Raw genomic sequence first — 19,696 nt, 5'->3', positions numbered from 1 at the left:
TCCTATTGCCAACAGTTATGTTAGTGAAGGTTCAGGATTAGGGTTTAGCGGTAAACTGACTTTTACAGACACTTTTAGTCTTGGTCGTCTTGGCGTAACTCTGTTTAACACAGATGCTTTAGGTGTGTTTTCAGGAACAGAAATTTACTCATCAGGTCTATTTAGACCCATTCGTCAGTTTGAAAATCGCAATAAAACAAACATCTTGCAAAAAGCTGGGGTAGGTAACGGATCTGCTTCAGGTGCTCAAGCTTACTATTATGGGCATGGCTTATACGCAACTATAGGTCAATATGTACCGGGGTATGGTCAATCTATTAGCGTAGAGACAGAAGGGTATAAAACTTTTGCAAGAGCGGCTTATGAGTTTAATTTAGCTGACTTTACTATTGCTGCCGGTGGATATTATATAGGTGGAGATATAATAGACCCTGCTGCTCAAGGTCAGTTAACCGGTATAGTTTGGGCTTCTGATGCTAATGCATTAGATAGAGAATCTAGCGGTATAGATATGCAGATAGAGACTGCTGTCGGTGGGATGCCGCTTATGCTTACAGGAGCTGCGGTAATTAAAAATAAGTATACGGCAGGCGGAATAATAGGAGCTTCAAAAATGGAAGACACAGGTTTCTCATTTGATGCTCAGATAAATCCTATTGACAACATAGGCTTAAAAATAGCTTACTTATCTAGTGAGTTTAAAGATAAAACTCTCAATCTTACTGATGATCAATCAATCATCTCTGGTGGTGTCGAATATTATGGAGCACAAAATGTGCGCTTTGTTTTAGAGTACTCGCACACTAAATATAGTGGTAGCAAAAATGCTCCTGCTAACTCAAATAGAGACACAGATGGTGATATTCTATTGATGGCAATGGTTGCATTTTAAATGAAATGTTGTCTTAAGATGACTGAAATGTTATCAAGATATTAAACATATCACTGCAAAGGCACCACCTTTGCAGTGACTCATCTATTTTCCTCTCCTAAAGTTCTCATCAAGTTGCAACACATTTTTACACCATCTCAAACTTGATGAGAAACTTTAATCCTTTTACGTAACTCTTAAGCGACAATAAGGTATCATCCATAGAATTAATTTTTCAATTTATAAAGAGTAGGTGTTATACATGGGAAACTTGCTAAACAATGACAATATACAGAGCATAAATATTGAGGAGACTCTTCAGAGTAGTTATCTTGACTACTCCATGAGCGTAATTGTAGGTCGTGCGCTCCCTGATGTGCGTGATGGGCTTAAGCCTGTTCATAGAAGAATCCTTTATGCTATGGATAAACTTAATCTTTCATACGGTGCAAAATATAAAAAATCTGCACGTATCGTCGGTGACGTTATAGGTCAATATCACCCACATGGAGATACAGCGGTATATGATGCGCTGGTACGTATGGCTCAAGACTTCTCTATGAGAATGGAACTAGTTGACGGTCAAGGAAACTTCGGCTCGGTTGATGGCGATAATGCTGCTGCTATGCGTTATACGGAAGCTAGGATGACAAGATATGCAGGTGAACTTCTAAAAGATTTGGAAAAAAATACCGTAAATATGATTGACAACTATGACGGTACTACCGTTGAGCCTGATGTTATGCCGACACGTGTACCAAATTTACTTATAAACGGTTCCTCTGGAATTGCCGTCGGTATGGCAACAAATATACCTCCGCACAATCCTAGAGAGGTTATGACGGGACTAAAAGCACTTTTGGCAAATCCCGATATCGAACTCCCTGAACTAATGGAGCATATCAAAGCTCCGGACTTTCCAACGGGCGGAACGATATTTGGCAAAAAAGGGATTATGGATGCATATGAGACAGGTCGTGGACGCATAAAAGTCCGTGCAAAGACTCATATTGAGAAAAAAGGTAACAGAGACGTTATCGTAATAGATGAGCTTCCTTATCAGGTAAATAAGGCTCGCTTAATTGAAAATATTGCCAACTTAGTAAAAGATAAAATGATTGATGGTGTCTCAGAGATTCGTGACGAGTCAGACCGTGAGGGTATCCGCATTGTAATTGAGCTTAAAAAAGATGCAATGAGTGAAATAGTTCTAAACAACCTCTTTAAGCAGACAAGCATGCAGACAACTTTCGGTATCATCATGCTCTCTATCTTAAATCAAGAACCTAGAATATTCGGTATTATCGACATACTAAAACACTTTATAAATCACCGTAAAACTATTATTATCCGCCGCACTATCTTTGACCTTGAAAAGGCAAAGGCAAGAGCACACATCTTAGAGGGTCTTAAAAAAGCCATTGATATTATCGAAGATGTAATTAGAGTTATTCGTGCTTCAGGAAATGAAGAGGATGCAAAAAACAACTTAGTTAACGAGTTTGACTTTAGTGAGATTCAAGCTTCGAGCATCGTCGCAATGAGACTTGGTCGCTTAACCGGTCTAGAGATTGAAAAAATTGAAAATGAACTAACTGAACTAATGAAGCTTATTGAGTATTTAGAGTCGATTTTAAGAAGCGAAGAAGTACTTCATGGAATTATAGATGAAGAGTTTGATGAAGTAATGGCTACTTATGGCTCAAATGAGAGACGAACAGATATTGAAGATGATTATGACGATATTGATATCGAAGATTTAATCCCAAATGAGCCTATGGTTGTAACTATCACTCATAGAGGTTACATCAAAAGAGTTCCTCTAGCTCAGTATGAGAAACAAAAAAGAGGCGGTAAAGGCAAAATCGCAGTTACCACCTATGAAGATGATTTTATAGAGAGATTCTTTACATGTAATACGCATGACACTCTTCTTTTCGTAACAGACCGAGGACAACTACACTGGTTAAAAGTGTATAAAATCCCTGAGGGGAGTAGAACTGCAAAAGGTAAGGCAGTTGTAAACCTGCTTAACCTAGTTGCAGATGAACAGATTCAGTCTATCAACCCTACAACAGACTTTAGTGAAGAGAAATCTCTTGTATTTTTTACTAAAAAAGGTGTTGTAAAGAGAACAAACTTAAGCGAATTCTCAAATATCAGAAGTAACGGTGTTAGAGCTATAAGTCTTGATGATGATGACTCTATTATTACAGCTAAAATTGCGGATAAAAGTATAAAATACCTCTTTATTGTAACAAAACTTGCACAGTGTATAAAATTCTCTATAGAGAAGACTCGTGATCAGGGAAGAAACACAAGAGGAGTCAGAGGTATCAAGTTTAAACATGCCTCTGATGAAGTAGTTGATGCTAACATTATCGCAAGTGATGAAGAAGAGATTTTAATAGTTAGTGAAAAAGGTATCGGCAAGCGAACTGATGCCGGAGAGTACCGCTTAACTAACCGTGGCGGAAGTGGTGTTATCGCTATGAAAATGACTCCAAAAACAGGAAAATATGTAGTAGGATGTCTTATGGTTGATGAAAATATGGACATGATGGCACTTACAAAAGCAGGGAAAATGATAAGAGTAGATATGCAAACTATCTCCAAGTCAAGTAGAAATACAAGTGGCGTATATATAGTAAAAGGTGATGATGTAGCAAATGTTTCGCGTTGCCCAAAACAGCCAATCGAAGAAGAGGAAGATGATGACTCTCTTGTTACCTAAAAAATTGGAATAATAATTGCTAACATAGCACTATAAAAACCATGCCAAGGGACAAACAATGAAATATTCCATCTTAATTACACTGATGTTAAGTGCTTCGGCACTTTTAGCAACAGATAAAGCTCAGAGTGTAGATACTGCTGCTATAGAGCAGACAAATGCTGAACTATCAAGAGTCAAAGCTGAAGTAGCGCAGGCAAAAGCAGAGGCAGCATTAGCTACTACTAAAGCAAATGAAGCAAAAAAAGAGAGCGCAAAAATTGCTCAAGAGTTAGCTTTTGTTAAAGCAGAAAAAGAGGAAGAGTTAGCAGCCGCAGCAGCAGCGGAAGAGGTTTTAAGAAAAAATAAAACCATACATATCTCTGTTGTCGGTCAGGGTGTTGCGCCTATGAATACATCCTCTCCCGCTCAAGCATATGCGCTTGCAAAAAGAGCGGCTATCGCTGATGCGTACAGAGCTATTGCAGAAAAAGTAAAAGGTGTTCGTATTGACGGACAAGATACTATCAAAAATATGATGGTTCAAAGATCTACAATACGTACATATGTTCAAGCCATGGTTAAGAATGCTGATATTGTTGAGACAACCTTTAAAGAGGGATTATGCGAAGTAGAGATGGAAATCTTAATTTCTCACTCAGACTTTGCTCAATAGTTATCTTTAGCTCGCTTGCACTCTGTGCAGACGAGTATCTCATCTCTTACAAATATATAGTAAAAGATGCCACTCTTTACAATGAAAATCTATTTATCTCAAAAGCCATGACAAAATGTCAAGGTAATCCCCAAGAAGAGTTTATTTTACAAAATAGCGGTGAAGATAGTTTAAAAAAACTTATATCTAAAAATTCTGAAGAGTTTATAGAGTATATTCATAAGCTAGGGCTCAACGTCTCTCATGACGAAAAAACAACAAACCTGCAAAATAGTTACACAACTGTGTTGACGCTTAAAACAACTTGTTTCAAAGTCGATTTTAATGATAATTTCGCTATAATTGCCCCTTTAAAATAAGGGTATTTATATAACCCAAACTCCAAGGCTTTTAGTGAAAATTGCAATAGTTGAAGATGATATCAATATGAGAAAATCTCTTGAAATCGCTATGAGCGACTATAAAGAGTTTGAAATTCAAACATTTAAAAATGCAAAAGATGCACTAAAAGGCATTGATGAGAGTTTTAATCTCGTTATTACAGATATCAATATGCCGGGAATGGACGGTATCGAGTTTATAAAAACACTTGGCGGCAGATTTGAAGTTATAATAATGACCGGAAATGCAACTCTTCAAAGAGCCATTGAGTCTATTCACCTCGGGGTAAAAGACTTTTTGCTAAAACCTTTTGATGTGGATACCCTTGTTGATGCAATCAAAAGGGAAGATAAGATACAAAAAGTTAAAAAAGCTACCCACAAAAAGAGCAACAATAAAGCAAATAACGGTTTTTTTGGCTCTTCAAAAGAGCTAGAGTCTGTTATGAAGTTTGCAGATAAAGCTTCTAAAACTGATGCTAGCATTCTGCTTTTAGGTGAGAGCGGTGTCGGAAAAGAGGTATTTGCTTCTTATATCCACAACAACTCTCCAAGAGCAAAAAAGCCATTTGTTGCAATCAACATGGCAGCAATTCCTGATAATCTCATAGAGAGCGAACTCTTTGGCTTTGAAAAAGGGGCGTTTACCGATGCAAGCCAAGCAAAAGCAGGACAGTTTGAGCTAGCTAACGGCGGAACACTCTTTTTGGATGAGATTGGCGAGATGCCATATGACGTTCAGGCCAAGCTGCTTCGTGCACTTCAAGAGAAAGAGGTAAGAAGGCTTGGCTCATCAAAAGATATTAAAGTCGACATTAGAGTAATTTCAGCGACAAATGCAAATTTAGGCGAGAAGATAAGAGACGGTAAGTTTAGAAATGATCTATATTTTCGTCTAAATACCATTCCTCTTCATATTCCTCCTCTTAGAGAGAGAAGGGATGAGATATTAGAGATAGCGCAAGAGGTTTTGGAGCAAAATTGTATAAAATATGAGTTTGAGTTAAAAGTATTTTCAGACGAAGCTAAAAAGCAGCTCTTAGCTTACAGTTGGCCGGGGAATATAAGAGAGCTAATATCCGTAGTTGAGAGAGCCGTTATATTAAGTGAGGGCAATGAGATAACACCTCAAGAGCTATTTTTAGAACATAGAGGATTAGAAAAAAAGAGAGAGATTACAGAGATGGAAAAAGAGCTGATTCAAGAAGTTCTATCCTCAACAGACGGAGATATTGACAAAGCATCTAAAACGCTTGGTCTTAGCAAGACAAATCTAGAGAAAAAAATAAGAAGTTATGAACTATAAGGAGTGGAGATGTCAAAAAAATATAATGTAGCGGTAGTAGGAGCAAACGGAGCAGTCGGGGAGGAGATATTAGCAGTTTTGCATGAAGTATCTTTTCCAATCAACAAACTTGTACCACTAGCAAGTTCTAGAAGTTTAGGCAAATATGTAGAGTATGGTAACAAAGAGATAGCAATCAAAGAGTTGACTAATTCTGTTTTTGAAGAGGAGGATATCGAAATCGCTCTCTTTTCGGCAGGTGGGAGTATTAGCGCACAATTTGCTTCTTTTGCAGTAAAAGCGGGAGCAGTTGTAATAGATAACACTTCCCACTTTAGGATGGATGAAGATATCCCCCTTGTTGTTCCTGAAGTAAATCCCGAGGATATTGCAAAGTGGAAAAAATCAGGAATTATTGCAAATCCAAACTGCTCAACAATTCAGATGGTTCAAGCTCTAAAGCCCCTTGATGATGCATACACTCTTACAAGAGTTGACGTTAGCACATATCAAGCGACTTCCGGTGCCGGAAAAAATGCTATGGAGGAGTTGGTTAATCAGATGAAAGATTTCTTCTCATTTAAATTAGAAGATAGCCAGCATAAAGCATTTAAGCACCAAATTGCTCTAAACGTAATTCCGCAGATAGATGTTTTTTTAGAAAATGGCTACACAAAAGAGGAGATGAAGATGGTAAATGAAACTACTAAAATCATGAATAGAGAGATTCCTCTAAGTGCTACTTGTGTCCGCGTTCCGACTCTTCGCGGTCATGCAGAGGCTCTTACTCTTACCTTTGAGACTGAAGTTAATGCAGATGAAGCAAGAGATACTCTTAAAAAAGCTTCAAATATTGTTGTTCTAGACGATACTAAGAACTCTATATACCCGATGCCTGTGACATCTTTAGGAAAGAATGAGACATTTGTTGGGCGTATTAGAGGCGATATCTTCTCAAAAAATATGCTTCACCTCTTTATAGTTGCCGATAATCTAAGAGTAGGTGCTGCTACAAATGCAGTTAGAATTGCACAAAAATGGGTAGAGATGGAAGAGAAAAAATAAAATGTTAGAGAAACTTTTTGAAAAGGCACTGTGGAACTCAAGATTTATAGTTATTTTAGCCGTTGTATTTGGTTTGATAGGTGCTATTTTACTTTTTATAGTCGCAAGCTTTGATATATATGACACGGCAAAATATATTTTTAAAACATATGCAAATCATGAGCACCCTGAACATTTTCATGGAGATATCGTAGGCGGTATTATAGGTGCAGTCGATCTCTACCTGATAGGCGTAGTTATGCTACTTTTTGCTTTTGGTCTGTATGAGCTCTTCATCTCAGAGATAGATACTGCAAAAAAGTCAAAGCATGATGAGTCACAACTTTTAGCAATTCATTCACTAGATCAACTAAAAGATAAAATCTCAAAAGTCATAGTTATGGTTTTAGTTGTGGGCTTTTTTCAAAAAGTTGGTCATACGCAATATAATGGAGCGCTAGATATGTTATACTTAGCGCTATCCATAACTGCTGTTGCAGTTGGGCTTTACTTTTTAAGTAAAGTCGGAAAGAAGTATTAATAATATAAAAATAAGTTATTTAAAGGCAATCAATGAGTAAAATATTTGTAGACGCATGTTTTGGGAAAGAGACTCCATACACTCCTGTTTGGATGATGAGGCAAGCTGGTCGTTATCTTCCAGAGTATATGAAAGTTCGTGCAGAAGCAGGGAACTTCTTAAACCTTTGTCATGATCCAAAAAAAGCATGCGAAGTAACGCTTCAACCTGTTGATATTGTTGGTGTTGATGCGGCTATACTTTTTAGCGATATATTGGTTATTCCTGATGAGATGGGAATGGATTTAGAGTTTGTAAAAGGGGAAGGACCGAAATTCAAAGACCCTATAAAAACAGAAGCTGATATAGATAGGCTAATAGGTGGGGAAGAAGCTGCATCAAAATTAACTTATGTTTATGATACGATTAAGCTTATAAAAGAACAACTTGCTGATGATAAGGCCCTAATAGGCTTTGCCGGTGCACCATGGACGCTTGCAACTTACATGATAGAGGGAGAAGGTACAAAAACTTACAATATCTGTAAAAAGATGATGTACTCAGATCCTGAGCTTTTGCACAAGATTTTAGCAAAAATAACAGAAGTCGTAAAACTCTACATGGAGAAACAGATTGAAGCCGGCATTGATGTTGTACAGATATTTGACTCATGGGCCGCAGCAATAGAGCCTTCAAAGTATGATGAGTTCTCTTGGAAATACATGGTAGAGATTGCCGATTATCTAAAAGAGAGATATCCACATATTCCAATCATCATGTTCCCTAAAGGCATACCTGCATTTTTAGATAAAATTTATGGAAATTTTGAAGTATTTGGCGTTGACTGGTCAACTCCAATGGAACTAGCACGCGAAAAGCTAGGAGACAAATATGTTCTTCAAGGGAACATGGAGCCATGCAGACTCTACTCAAAAGAGGCAACAACAGAGTCTGTAGAAGCACTACAGAGTGTTATGGGCGGCAAAAGACACATCTTTAACCTCGGTCACGGAATTCTTCCGGACGTCCCCGTAGAAAATGCAAAACACTTTATATCTGAGTGTCATAGAGTTAGTAAAAAGTAATTGAAAACAATTTTTGGCCCAGTAAACTCAAGAAGATTTGGTTCTTCTTTGGGCATAGACCTCTCCCCTGCTCTAAAACAGTGTAATTTTGACTGCCTCTACTGCGAGCTTGCTCCAAGTGCAACTACCGATACACAAAAAAACATAGTAGAAGTATCCACAATAATAGCTGAACTAAAAGAGCATTTAAATGAAAAAATAGATGTAATAACTATAACAGCAAACGGCGAACCCACCCTCTATCCACACCTTGATGAGCTGATCGATGAGATAAACAAGATAAAGAAGAGTACCCAAACGCTAATACTCACAAATAGTGCCACACTTATAGATGAAAATATTTTTGCCTCACTTCTAAAACTAGACCAAGTAAAGCTCTCACTTGATGCGATAAGTGAGAGTGTTTTTAAGAGAATTGACAGACCGCACGTCGGCATCGTGATAGACAATATAGTTCAAAAAGTGATAGATTTTAGCAAAGCCTTTAAGGGAAAGCTCTTTATTGAGATACTTTTTGTACATGGGCTAAACGATACAGAAGATGAGATACAAAAGCTAAATGACGTTTTATTGAAACTAGATGTCAGTAGAGTTGATTTAGGCACGATAGATAGACCTCCTGCCTATGAGGTAAGCGGTCTAAGCTACAAAGAGTTACATGACGTATCGCTTCTTTTTGATGCTTCTTTGCCTATACACATAGCCTCAAGAGTACATGCAGAACCAAATAATAAATACTACAGTAGTGAAGATATTTTAAACACACTAGACAAAAGACCGCTGACTATAGATGACATCAATCTGCTCTTTGATGAAGATAGCAAAAAAGAGTTAGATAACCTATTGGGCTCTTCAAAAATAGTTATTAAAAAAACTGGAAATTTAGAGTTTTTCATCCTGCATGAAAATGAGAAGAGAAAACGCGCTAAGTAGCGCGCAGAGCCTTGACTTTTTAAAACTCATTAAGTATAATTCCGACCTATCAAACAAACATTCCGAATTAGCTCAGCGGTAGAGTAGGTGACTGTTAATCACTTGGCCACTGGTTCGAATCCAGTATTCGGAGCCACCCTTTTTAAAACCCCTAAAACAAGAACTTTAAAACATTTATTTTATATGACACGAATTACATACCGAGCTTCCGGTATTTGGTTTTCTTAAGAAAAGTCCATATTCAGGGTTATGCACATCATGACATGTTGCGCACTCAACTTTTCCGCCAAATAGTTTTACATCAGAATCCGGAACAGCTTTAAATTCACTCGGTTTTGCAGTTGCAGCATCATTGTAGTCTATAGAGACGGGATGATCGTCAGATAGAATAGGTCCAATTTGCCACACTTCTGATGGAAACAAGCCTGCTTCACCTCTGCTAAATGGGTGGCAAGCCTTACAGTTTGGAGATGAAGAGCCTCCTACACCGGAACCCGGAGGATTAAGAATATTATGACCATCATATGAGCTGACTGCACTTACCCCCTGAGAGCTAATCCCATCATGACAGCTTAGACATAACATAGATGTATGAGAAGGCGTGCCCGGTGTTCCGTTATACATCTCAAAAACTGATGTATCGGTTATCTTTCTATTCCATAGAGGACCCTCGCTTAACTCTTGATTGTTTGATGAGTGCGGGGTGTGACAAAAAACACAAACTTCTGTATTTTCATTTCCACTAGAACCGTAATAGTTTGACATACTCAAATCATGTTTAGAGCCAACTACACTTGCAGCATAAATGGAGCCGCTACAAAAAATATATATAAATAACAGTAGAGTAAATTTACAATTTTTCATAACTTCAAAAACCTTTACAAGAGTATGTATATAACAACATATAATATTTTAACTTAATATTATAATATTATATTCTTAAAGCAATATTTGTTAAATTATATATATTTATCAATATAAAACACTCTATTTTCTCTTATTCCTACCTATTATAGGAGGGTATAAGCTATTTAAAAAATATTATAATTATTTCTATTATAATAAAATATAATAGATTAGTATATAAAAGCAAAATTTATTTGTGATAATATTTTTTTTCATATCACAAAAAAGTTATTTTAATTAATAGTACTATTTAGCTACAAAACAACTTTATTTTATTTATGATAAAATAGCCGACATAATTTGTTTACATTTAAACAACTGCATATAAAATAACTCTAAAAAGTAGTACGATATTTATGGATGAAAAGCTAGCTTTGATAAAAAGATTATCATTTTTTGACTCACTTGATGAAGATAAACTAAATATAATTCACAATATATCAAAGATTGTGACTTACCCAAAAAACTCTATACTTTTTTATGAAAACGATATAAACGACAGAATATTTTTTTTAGTCTCAGGTCTTTTAAAAGTTTATAAAATAGATAAATTTTCAAATGAAATATTTCTTTATCATATATATAAAAACTCCCTTATATCAGAGCTTACAACACTTGAAAACAACTCTATTCACTGCTTTTCAAATGCTGAGTTTATAGAGGAGAGTATTGTTCTTGAAGTTAATTTTTCAGAGTTTAAAAAAGAGTTTTTATCTAAAAATATTTTAAATAATGAGTTTATAGATGAGATACTATTAAAAACAAAACAGTTACACTGCGTTGTAAACAGGGAGCTTGTTTTTGATGCAACCGCAAAGGTTGCTTTTACACTGCAAAATGATTTAGTGATGTTTAATTCTCTTAAAAGACATGAGATCTCTTTTATGTTGCATATTCAGCCTGAGACTCTCTCTAGAGTTCTAAAAAAATTAAAAAGAAATAATATAATAGATACTGAAAATTCAGATGTTATTATTATAAATCCAGAAAAATTAAACAATATAATTAAAGGGTAGTTTATATAATGATTAAATTTAACAAAATTAGCACAAAAATAAAAGTCATTGGTGCGTTACTGATACTATTAGTCATCGGAGCGCTTGGAACAACAATTAATTTAACCCAACAAAACATCAAAGATGCCCTCATTATAAACATTGCCGGCAAACAAAGGATGTTAACTCAAGAGATATCAAAAACTATTTTTTACACACAGTACAGCAAAATATATGATTTTACTGAGACAGACAAAGCAAGTGCGGAATTTATAGAGGGGTTAAATACTTTAAAACATGGAAGCAAAAGTAAGGGTATATCACCCTTATCTACTCATGAGATATTAACGCAGTTAGAAAAAATAGAGATGCTATGGCAAAATTTCTATGCAGATATTCAAAATTATAAGCTCCTTAGCGCTTCTGAGTTTAAAAAAGAGCAAGAGATTAAAGAGACTATTAATGCAATTTATGAAAAAAATAGTGTTCTTTTGCAAAATGTTGACAAGCTTGTTACTCTCTATACAAATCATAGTGAACATAAGACCAATTTTATTAAAACTTTTCAATACTCTGCAGGAGTGATGCTTTTTATAATATTTATCTACTCATTTTTACAATTAAGATCAATTGAATCACATGTAGACTCATTTATGCAGTACTCAAAGATGCTTGCAGATAAAGAGGATATATCAAATCTATCTCCAATAGAGCTTGAAGCTGAGAGCGAGAGTGAAATTGTCGAGGTTAGTGATACCATAAACAGTTTTATAAATAAAATAAATTCCGCAGTAGAGTACTCAAATGAAGCGCTTCTACAGTCTCAGAAAGCTTCATCAAAACTAGAAGAGCTAACCGATGAGTTTGACACAATTTTAGGCGATTTAAAAGATAAATCATCGGCTTGTAAGCATCTAGACAACAGCGAAGATATTGCTATAGCCTCGACTGAAGAGTTGATGAACTCTACAAAAAGACTCTCAAATCTTAAAAAAGAGCTAGATGAACTACTTAAAAGCTGCCAACTTCTTAAATCTTAAAAACTTATCTATATTTTAAGTGTTACTTATATTACATTTAATTATTATATTAATCAAATCTTAACTCTAAAAACTACTTATTTGACTTAAGTCAAAGATTTTACTTACTCCAAAGTGATAATATAGCTCCGTTAATGGACACCTTAACAAAAAAATTTAGATGCAATTTTATCTTGTAGATTGCGTTTAAAAATTATAAACAGGAGAAAATATGTCACTTTCAAGAAGAGAATTTCTTAAAAGTTCAGCTGCGGCATCTGCAGCGGCGGCTGTCGGTATGAGTGTACCCTCAGAGTTAGAAGCAGTTGCAAACGAAGCTGAAGGCGACTGGAGATGGGACAAGGCGGCTTGTCGTTTCTGCGGTACGGGTTGTGGTATTATGATGGCAACGAAAAACGGTAAAATCGTTGCTGTAAAAGGGGATCCGGCTGCACCGGTAAACCGTGGTCTTAACTGTATTAAAGGTTACTTTAATGCAAAGATAATGTATGGTGCGGATAGACTTACTCAACCGCTTCTTAGGGTTGATGCTAACGGTAACTTCGACAAAAAAGGCAAATTTGCCCCAATTTCTTGGAAAAGAGCATTTGATGAGATGGAAGTAAACATCAAAAAGGCACTAAAACATGGCGGACCTGAATCTGTAGGTATATTTGCATCGGGACAATATACGATTATGGAGGGTTATGCAGCTCAAAAAATGATGAAAGCTGGATTTAGATCAAATGCATTTGATCCAAATGCTCGTCACTGTATGGCATCTGCGGTTGTTGGTTTTTATCAAACTTTTGGTGTAGATGAGCCGTCAGGTTGTTACGATGATATTGAACTTACAGATACAATTGTAGCTTGGGGTTCAAATATGGCAGAGATGCACCCGATTCTTTGGTCTCGTGTAACAGATAGAAAATTATCAGATCCAGATCGTGTAAAAGTTGTCTCAATACAAACTTACACTCATAGAACATCAGATTTAGCAGATATTGAGATTATTTTCTCGCCAAATACAGATGGAGCTATCTGGAACTATATCGCTAGAGAGATTGTCATGAGAGATGAAGCAGAAGGTATTATTGACTGGGACTTCATTAAAAAACATATGATTTTTGCAGCTGGACCGGTAAATATTGGCTACGGCATGAGAAGAGATGGAGAAAAATCACTAAAAGAGGGCAAGTATACGGCTCTAGAGATGGAAACTATCTCTAAAGAGATGAGCAAGGTAGTATCAAACAAAGAGGGCCCTGCCCTAGAGCCTTATGGTTATAAAGCTGGTGATACGATGGAACATACTGCCGGTACGCTTGGTCACTGGGAGATATCTTTTGAGGATTATAAAAAGTCGTTAGAGCCTTACACGCTTGAGTACACGGCAGCTATCTCAAGAGGTAATCCTGATGAGAATATGGAGACTTTCAAAGAAAAGCTTCAAGCTTTAGCAAATCTTTATATAGAAAAAAATAGAAAAGTAGTATCTTTTTGGACTATGGGTATGAATCAGCACACCCGAGGTACTTGGGTAAATACGCTTTCATATAATGTTCACTTTATGTTAAATAAGCAAGCTGTTCCCGGTTCCGGAGCGTTCTCTTTAACCGGTCAACCTTCAGCGTGTGGAACTGCACGTGAAGTCGGTACATTTACTCACAGACTTCCAGCAGATATGATGGTTGCAAACCCTGAGCACAGAAAAATTGCAGAGCATAAATGGATGGTTCCGGAGGGAACAATCAACCCTGTTGGTAAACAACACATCATGAAAATACATCGTGATATTGAAGATGGCTTAATAAAATTTGCATGGGTAAATGTTTGTAACCCTTATCAAGACACGGCAAGTGCAACTCACTGGATTAAAGCAGCACGCGAGATGGATAACTTCATAGTAACTTCTGATGGATATCCAGGTATTTCTGCAAAAGTCTCAGACCTTATCCTTCCATCTGCTATGATTTATGAGAAGTGGGGAGCATACGGTAATGCAGAGCGCCGTACACAACACTGGAGACAGCAAGTCATTCCAGTCGGAGATGCGATGAGTGACACATGGCAGTGGGTCGAGTTATCAAAAAGATTCACGGTCAAAGATGTATGGGGAGAGTGGGCACCGAGCGGTCCAAGAACAGAAGCACTCCCAAGTGTTATAGAACAAGCAAAGGCAATGGGGTACAGTGAAGATACTACTATGTATGAGATACTGTTTGCAAACGAAATTGCAAAATCTTACAAACTTGACCAAAATGATCCTATTCAAAAAGGGTACGACAATTCAGAAGGATATGGAGACAGCAGAAATGTTGTAGGAAGTGATGGGAAAGTATTTAAAGGTTACGGCTTCTTTATCCAAAAGTATCTATTTGAAGAGTATGCGGCATTTACTCGCGGTCATGGTCACGACCTTGCACCTTTTGATATGTATCATAAAGTTCGTGGTCTTAAATGGCCTGTTGTTGACGGCAAAGAGACTCAGTGGAGATTTAATGCAAAATATGACCCATATGCTGCAAAAGCTACAAAAGAGAGTGGCAATTCACACGCATTCTACGGAACAATTGCAAAAGCGCTTCCATTTGGAGACTTAAAAGGTGTTAAAGATAAGGATAAAAAATCATTGGCTAATAAGGCTAAGATATTTGCACGTCCTTACATGGATGCACCGGAGATACCTGATGAGAAATATGACACTTGGTTGTGTACGGGTCGTGTGCTTGAGCACTGGCACTCAGGAACTATGACTATGCGCGTGCCTGAACTTTATCGTGCAGTGCCTGAGGCATTATGTTATATGCATCCGCAAGATGCTGAGGATAAAGATCTTAAACAGGGTGGTTTATGCTGGGTAGAGTCTCGTCGTGGCAAAGTAAAAGCTAGAGTTGAGACAAGAGGAAGAAATAGACCTCCGCGAGGATTGGTATTTGTGCCTTGGTTTGATGAGAAGGTCTTTATCAATAAAGTATGTTTAGATGCAACATGTCCTATGTCAAAACAGACAGACTTTAAAAAGTGTGCTGTTAAAGTCTATAAAGCATAATAAAAAGGAGAGGCGGTTTTATTAAAAAAAACTGCCTATAGAGATGAGAAGCAAAACAGAGAATGACAGAAGGAAATTTATCCTAAGAATGGCAAGAGGTGCAGGTATAACTGCACTCGGCGGGTTCATATGGAGCGCATACGTTGATGAAGTCACGGCTTCACAGCTTATTTTGCGTCCGCCCGGTGCTATTGATGAAGATGATTTTCTTCGTACTTGTATTAAATGCGGGTTATGTGTTGAAGCATGCCCTTATGATACTCTACTGCTTGCAAAACCTGGTGACAACAAACCTTTGGGAACTCCATATTTTATTCCTAGAGATATTCCTTGTTATATGTGTCCAGACATCCCGTGTGTGCCGGTATGTCCTACCGGGGCACTAGATGAGTCAAGTGTTACTACAGATGGCAAACTTGATATAAATATAGCTGAGATGGGGCTTGCCGTTATTGACAGAGAGACCTGTATTGCTTTTTGGGGAATTCAGTGTGATGCGTGCTACAGAGCATGTCCTATTTTAGGTGAGGCTATAACAGTTGAGTACAGCAAAAATGAAAGAACAGGAAAGCATGCATATCTAACGCCTCTTGTTCATGCTGATGCATGTACCGGCTGTGGGCTTTGCGAAAAGGCATGCGTAACAGATAAAGCCTCTATATTTGTACTACCTCGTGAAGTGGCTATGGGTAAAGCCGGCAGTTACTACATTAAAGGTTGGGATAAGACTGATGAGAAACGTCTAGAAGATGTCTCATCAAAAAAAGAGACAACTGAAATTAGTAAAGAAAAAGCTATTGATTCTCTAAATAGTTCGATGGAGGATTTATACTAATGAGTATGATTTGGAATAAATATCGCTATCTTCTATTTAGAAGAACGACTCAGATAGGTTTGTTATTTCTGTATTTTGGAGCCAATGCTTGGGGATGGAGCATATTGATGGGCAATCTAAGCTCTTCAGTTTTGTTTGAATTTATCCCTTTGAGCGATCCATATGCAGTGCTACAAATGTTAGTAGCCGGTGCCGTATTGGCAACGGATATAATCATAGGCGCTTTAATAATTACTATGTTTTACTTAGTAATAGGCGGGCGTGCATTTTGTAGCTGGGTATGTCCTATAAACCTAGTAACAGATGCAGCGGCACTTTTAAGAAGAAAAATAGGAGTTGATGAGTTTGCTAAAAGACAACCGGCTTCGCGAAATATGCGATACTGGGTTTTAGCACTTAGCTTCATTATCTCTTTTCTTATGGGAATTGCTGCATTTGAGTTTATATCGCCAATATCTATACTTCACAGAGGTATCATATTTGGTTTTGGTTTTGGATGGGCGGCAGTACTCATCATTTTTCTTTTTGACCTTTTGGTATTAAAAAATGGCTGGTGCGGACATATTTGCCCGCTTGGCGGATTTTATTCCCTTGTAGGCAAGTTTAGTTTGATAAGAGTAAAGCATACCGAGGAGAACTGCACCGAGTGCATGAAGTGTAAAGTTGTATGCCCAGAGCAGCAAGTGCTTTATATGGTAGGCAAGGAGAGTATTCCTGTCCTTTCGGGCGAGTGTACAAACTGCGCAAGATGTATAGAGGTGTGCGATGACAATGCTCTTGGTTTTTCAATAAGAGAGTTTAGTAAAAAATAAAAAAGTGGGAGATAAAAATGAAGGCAATGTATAAAATAACGATTGGTTTAGCTGCTACTGCGCTACTAATGGTTGGTTGTGTCGGTGAGGATGTTAAATCTTCTCCGCAGAAAGTTGTAAAGAGTACTATAACTGAAGAGTCTCTGGGCTTAAGAAAGACGGATTTATACTCTGAAGATGGCACTATAGCAGATAAAACAGAGTATAGAACATCGCAGGCTACTACGAGTTCTAAGATTAAAAGAGCGTTTCAGGATGCTCCACCAATGATTCCTCATGATACCATCGGTATGTTACCGATTAAAGTGAATGATAATAGATGTATTAGTTGTCATATGCCCGAAATTGCCGGTGCAATGGGTGCTACGCCGATTCCTGTATCACACTTTACCGATTTTAGACCAAAACATAAAGTTGTTTCGGGTGAATTTGTAAAGGTTGTTGATAATTACAAAAATGAAGTGGCTATAAAAAAAGAGAGCAAACTTCAAGGCTCTAGATTTAACTGCTCACTCTGTCATGCTCCGCAGTCTCAAGGAAACTTAGCTGTTGAGAATACCTTTGAGCCTGTTTTTACAAGCAAGGATGGTTTAAGCAAATCAAGCTGGGAGGGCGAGAAGCTTACTGAATCGTTAAATACACTTGGAGATGAGAGTTTTATTACGCAAGATGATATTGCAAATAAAAATTCTCCTGCAGGCACTTTAGATGGTGCAGCTCACTAATATGCAAAGAAGAGAGCTCTTTAGCTCTCTTGTCTCCTCTTTGAGTACTCAAGAGGAGCAAGAGAAGCTATTAAGACCACCCTACTTCAGCGATGAATCTCTTTTTCATAAAGAGTGTGACAAATGTGATGCCAAGTGTGCCTCTGTTTGTGAAGAAGATATAATTAAGATTGCCGATGATAAAACTCCGCATCTGCTTTTTTCAAACAGCGGCTGTACATATTGCGACAAGTGTGCCGATGCTTGCGAATATGGGGTTTTAACAATTCAAAACAAAAGAAGAGTTACTGCTACGATTACAATTGATAAAAAAAGTTGTTTAAGTTGGGGGCATACGATGTGTTTTTCATGTAAAGATCCATGCCTTGAGAATGCAATTGAGTTTAAAGCGATGTTTATGCCAAGCATAAACGGCAACTGCACTGCATGTGGATTTTGTGTAAGCAAATGCCCTGCAGACGCAATTAAAATAGGGGTTGTATTATGAAACTGTTTTTACTTTTGACTCTCTTACTCTCATCTCTGTTCTCTTCGCAGATGAGAGCACCTTTATCAAATTTTACTTCAAGCGGCGGTGTTGTTGACTTGCTCTACAAAAATGGAAAGTTATATAGCGCCACGACTGCAAGTTGTGTTGATATTTTTGACTATAAAAGCAAAAAACTTATCAAAAAAATAGAGGTTGATAAGATTTTAGATTTTATGGGTGAGCTTGTTGATTCAAAAGTATACTCCGTAGATGTAATTGATGAGAAAATATTAATTCTATCTCAAGACAAACAGGGATACAGAAGAGTTCATATACATAAAGACAACAAAACAGAGCTTCTGTTTGACTACTCCAAATCTCTTACGGTTACAAAAGCGAAGTTTTTAAATGCCGATACAATTCTGCTTGGTCTTCTTAGCAATGAGCTTATCTCTTATGATATCAAAAAAAACTCCATTAACTGGCTTGTGCAAGTTTCCGGTGCAAAATTTTCAGACTTTGCTTTAGATGAATCAAAAGAGAGAGTTGTCATAGCAGATGAGAGCGGAGATTTGAAAATTCACAATACAAAGGATGGAAAACGCTTGAAGTTACTATCCGGGCAAAATCTCGACAATGTATTTCAGGTAGATTATAAAAAAGGTGTTATCGCAACGGCAGGACAAGATAGGAGAATGGTTTTGTATGACCTAAAGGCAGATTCATCCTACTATGTAGAATCCGATTTTTTAATCTATAGCGTAGGCTTATCTTTAAATGCAGACATTGTCGCTTTTGCTAGCGATGAGGAGAACAATGTCTCTTTAATTGAGGTCTCTTCTAAAAAACCTCTCGGTAAATTTAGCGGAAATAAGATGACTCTTACAAAAATAATTTTTATAGATGAAAATGAGTTTTTAGTTGCAAGTGATGATAGAATCATTAATTTATATAGTGTAAAATAAAAAGACAAAAGGAAGTAAAATGAATATCTCAAGTATAGTAGTTCAAACAGTACCAAAATACCTTAACGAGGTTGTTCAAAGCCTCAAAGATTGTGAAGCGTGTGACTATCATATGCATGATGAAAAAGGCAGAGTAATCATTACGATAGAGGGAGAGGGTGTGGCAGAAGAGCTTGAAAAGCTTAGAATCGTCGAGGCGATACCGCACGTTATAGCTGCTGATATGCAGATGGCATATAGTGAAGAGGAGCTAGATGCTCATATGAAGGTTATTAATAGCGGTGATGCTGTTCCAAAGATGTTAAATGATGACTCTATTGATGCTAGAAATATATCCTACAACGGTGATTTAAAGAAAAGAGATGATTTAACAACCTTTACTAAAAAATTTGATCAAACAAAGAGGTAGAT

General features: G+C 37.1%; 19 protein-coding genes and 1 tRNA gene. 19 read left to right on the top strand and 1 reads right to left on the bottom strand.

From position 1 onward, the window contains the following. From M0Q20_RS04590 to M0Q20_RS04545, 10 genes are all read left to right on the top strand, one after another. Nucleotides 1–892 (top strand): porin (locus tag M0Q20_RS04590; RefSeq protein ID WP_295058992.1); only part of this gene is annotated, 892 nt, incomplete at its 5' end. Nucleotides 893–1,133: 241 nt separating this feature from the next. Continuing rightward, entirely contained in the window at nucleotides 1,134–3,605 is a 2,472-nt protein-coding gene (gene gyrA, locus M0Q20_RS04585) for a DNA gyrase subunit A (RefSeq protein ID WP_295058991.1), read from the top strand. Between the two features lie 58 nt (nucleotides 3,606–3,663). Continuing rightward, complete coding sequence (locus M0Q20_RS04580) at nucleotides 3,664–4,260, top strand: LPP20 family lipoprotein (RefSeq protein ID WP_295058990.1); 597 nt, start codon at nucleotides 3,664–3,666, stop codon at nucleotides 4,258–4,260. Beyond that, nucleotides 4,209–4,619: a hypothetical protein gene (locus tag M0Q20_RS04575; protein WP_295058989.1), complete on the top strand. Its 411-nt coding sequence runs from the start codon at nucleotides 4,209–4,211 to the stop codon at nucleotides 4,617–4,619. The genes M0Q20_RS04580 and M0Q20_RS04575 overlap by 52 nt, the downstream gene beginning before the upstream one ends. 34 nt (nucleotides 4,620–4,653) lie before the next feature. Continuing rightward, on the top strand, nucleotides 4,654–5,946 hold the full coding sequence (locus tag M0Q20_RS04570) for a sigma-54 dependent transcriptional regulator (RefSeq protein WP_295058988.1): 1,293 nt from the start codon (nucleotides 4,654–4,656) through the stop codon (nucleotides 5,944–5,946). A gap of 9 nt (nucleotides 5,947–5,955) precedes the next feature. Further along, the gene (locus M0Q20_RS04565) at nucleotides 5,956–6,990 is read left to right on the top strand and encodes an aspartate-semialdehyde dehydrogenase (protein ID WP_295058987.1); all 1,035 of its coding nucleotides are present in this window, start codon (nucleotides 5,956–5,958) and stop codon (nucleotides 6,988–6,990) included. Nucleotide 6,991: 1 nt separating this feature from the next. Further along, on the top strand, nucleotides 6,992–7,510 hold the full coding sequence (locus tag M0Q20_RS04560; protein ID WP_295058986.1) for a YqhA family protein: 519 nt from the start codon (nucleotides 6,992–6,994) through the stop codon (nucleotides 7,508–7,510). Nucleotides 7,511–7,542: 32 nt separating this feature from the next. Beyond that, the gene (hemE, locus tag M0Q20_RS04555; protein WP_295058985.1) at nucleotides 7,543–8,574 is read left to right on the top strand and encodes a uroporphyrinogen decarboxylase; all 1,032 of its coding nucleotides are present in this window, start codon (nucleotides 7,543–7,545) and stop codon (nucleotides 8,572–8,574) included. Next, nucleotides 8,575–9,507: a radical SAM protein gene (locus M0Q20_RS04550; protein ID WP_295058984.1), complete on the top strand. Its 933-nt coding sequence runs from the start codon at nucleotides 8,575–8,577 to the stop codon at nucleotides 9,505–9,507. Nucleotides 9,508–9,568: 61 nt separating this feature from the next. Beyond that, nucleotides 9,569–9,643, top strand: a tRNA-Asn gene (locus M0Q20_RS04545). A 38-nt stretch (nucleotides 9,644–9,681) separates the two neighbouring features. Here M0Q20_RS04545 and M0Q20_RS04540 read toward each other — a convergent pair. After that, nucleotides 9,682–10,371 carry a cytochrome c3 family protein gene (locus M0Q20_RS04540; RefSeq protein ID WP_295058983.1) on the bottom strand — a complete coding sequence of 230 codons (690 nt, stop codon included), beginning with the start codon at nucleotides 10,369–10,371 and terminating at the stop codon, nucleotides 9,682–9,684. A gap of 398 nt (nucleotides 10,372–10,769) precedes the next feature. Between M0Q20_RS04540 and M0Q20_RS04535 the strand changes: the two genes are divergently transcribed. The 9 genes from M0Q20_RS04535 to M0Q20_RS04495 all read left to right on the top strand — a co-directional run bounded on the left by M0Q20_RS04535 (nucleotide 10,770) and on the right by M0Q20_RS04495 (nucleotide 19,694). Further along, nucleotides 10,770–11,429, top strand: coding sequence for a Crp/Fnr family transcriptional regulator (locus tag M0Q20_RS04535; protein ID WP_295058982.1), 660 nt, complete (start codon nucleotides 10,770–10,772; stop codon nucleotides 11,427–11,429). 8 nt (nucleotides 11,430–11,437) lie between these two features. Beyond that, entirely contained in the window at nucleotides 11,438–12,448 is a 1,011-nt protein-coding gene (locus M0Q20_RS04530) for a type IV pili methyl-accepting chemotaxis transducer N-terminal domain-containing protein (RefSeq protein WP_295058981.1), read from the top strand. A gap of 211 nt (nucleotides 12,449–12,659) precedes the next feature. Next, nucleotides 12,660–15,479: a nitrate reductase catalytic subunit NapA gene (gene napA / locus M0Q20_RS04525; protein WP_295058980.1), complete on the top strand. Its 2,820-nt coding sequence runs from the start codon at nucleotides 12,660–12,662 to the stop codon at nucleotides 15,477–15,479. A gap of 43 nt (nucleotides 15,480–15,522) precedes the next feature. Further along, nucleotides 15,523–16,314 (top strand): ferredoxin-type protein NapG, encoded by a 792-nt coding sequence (gene napG, locus M0Q20_RS04520; protein WP_295058979.1) that lies wholly within the window; start codon nucleotides 15,523–15,525, stop codon nucleotides 16,312–16,314. Next, nucleotides 16,314–17,126 (top strand): quinol dehydrogenase ferredoxin subunit NapH, encoded by an 813-nt coding sequence (napH, locus tag M0Q20_RS04515; RefSeq protein ID WP_295058978.1) that lies wholly within the window; start codon nucleotides 16,314–16,316, stop codon nucleotides 17,124–17,126. Before napG ends, napH begins: the two co-directional genes overlap by 1 nt. A gap of 17 nt (nucleotides 17,127–17,143) precedes the next feature. Further along, the gene (locus M0Q20_RS04510; protein ID WP_295058977.1) at nucleotides 17,144–17,851 is read left to right on the top strand and encodes a nitrate reductase cytochrome c-type subunit; all 708 of its coding nucleotides are present in this window, start codon (nucleotides 17,144–17,146) and stop codon (nucleotides 17,849–17,851) included. After that, on the top strand, nucleotides 17,835–18,338 hold the full coding sequence (locus M0Q20_RS04505) for a ferredoxin-type protein NapF (protein ID WP_366933652.1): 504 nt from the start codon (nucleotides 17,835–17,837) through the stop codon (nucleotides 18,336–18,338). Before M0Q20_RS04510 ends, M0Q20_RS04505 begins: the two co-directional genes overlap by 17 nt. Then, nucleotides 18,335–19,285, top strand: coding sequence for a WD40 repeat domain-containing protein (locus tag M0Q20_RS04500; RefSeq protein WP_295058975.1), 951 nt, complete (start codon nucleotides 18,335–18,337; stop codon nucleotides 19,283–19,285). The genes M0Q20_RS04505 and M0Q20_RS04500 overlap by 4 nt, the downstream gene beginning before the upstream one ends. A 19-nt stretch (nucleotides 19,286–19,304) precedes the next feature. Beyond that, nucleotides 19,305–19,694: a chaperone NapD gene (locus tag M0Q20_RS04495; protein WP_295058974.1), complete on the top strand. Its 390-nt coding sequence runs from the start codon at nucleotides 19,305–19,307 to the stop codon at nucleotides 19,692–19,694. Nucleotides 19,695–19,696 lie beyond the last annotated feature (2 nt).

The organism is Sulfurimonas sp. (assembly GCF_023229025.1).
Taxonomy (GTDB): Bacteria; Campylobacterota; Campylobacteria; order Campylobacterales; family Sulfurimonadaceae; genus Sulfurimonas.
Note: the sequence above shows the minus strand (reverse complement) of the source record. Positions and strands in the feature narration are given on the sequence as shown.

Coding starts and splice junctions, on each gene's coding strand:
- gyrA (WP_295058991.1), top strand. CDS start 1,134: ATGGGAAACTTGCTAAACAATGACAATATACAGAGCATAAATATTGAG.
- M0Q20_RS04580 (WP_295058990.1), top strand. CDS start 3,664: ATGAAATATTCCATCTTAATTACACTGATGTTAAGTGCTTCGGCACTT.
- M0Q20_RS04575 (WP_295058989.1), top strand. CDS start 4,209: ATGCGAAGTAGAGATGGAAATCTTAATTTCTCACTCAGACTTTGCTCA.
- M0Q20_RS04565 (WP_295058987.1), top strand. CDS start 5,956: ATGTCAAAAAAATATAATGTAGCGGTAGTAGGAGCAAACGGAGCAGTC.
- M0Q20_RS04560 (WP_295058986.1), top strand. CDS start 6,992: ATGTTAGAGAAACTTTTTGAAAAGGCACTGTGGAACTCAAGATTTATA.
- hemE (WP_295058985.1), top strand. CDS start 7,543: ATGAGTAAAATATTTGTAGACGCATGTTTTGGGAAAGAGACTCCATAC.
- M0Q20_RS04540 (WP_295058983.1), bottom strand. CDS start 10,371: ATGAAAAATTGTAAATTTACTCTACTGTTATTTATATATATTTTTTGT.
- M0Q20_RS04535 (WP_295058982.1), top strand. CDS start 10,770: ATGGATGAAAAGCTAGCTTTGATAAAAAGATTATCATTTTTTGACTCA.
- M0Q20_RS04530 (WP_295058981.1), top strand. CDS start 11,438: ATGATTAAATTTAACAAAATTAGCACAAAAATAAAAGTCATTGGTGCG.
- napA (WP_295058980.1), top strand. CDS start 12,660: ATGTCACTTTCAAGAAGAGAATTTCTTAAAAGTTCAGCTGCGGCATCT.
- napG (WP_295058979.1), top strand. CDS start 15,523: ATGAGAAGCAAAACAGAGAATGACAGAAGGAAATTTATCCTAAGAATG.
- napH (WP_295058978.1), top strand. CDS start 16,314: ATGAGTATGATTTGGAATAAATATCGCTATCTTCTATTTAGAAGAACG.
- M0Q20_RS04510 (WP_295058977.1), top strand. CDS start 17,144: ATGAAGGCAATGTATAAAATAACGATTGGTTTAGCTGCTACTGCGCTA.
- M0Q20_RS04505 (WP_366933652.1), top strand. CDS start 17,835: ATGGTGCAGCTCACTAATATGCAAAGAAGAGAGCTCTTTAGCTCTCTT.
- M0Q20_RS04500 (WP_295058975.1), top strand. CDS start 18,335: ATGAAACTGTTTTTACTTTTGACTCTCTTACTCTCATCTCTGTTCTCT.
- M0Q20_RS04495 (WP_295058974.1), top strand. CDS start 19,305: ATGAATATCTCAAGTATAGTAGTTCAAACAGTACCAAAATACCTTAAC.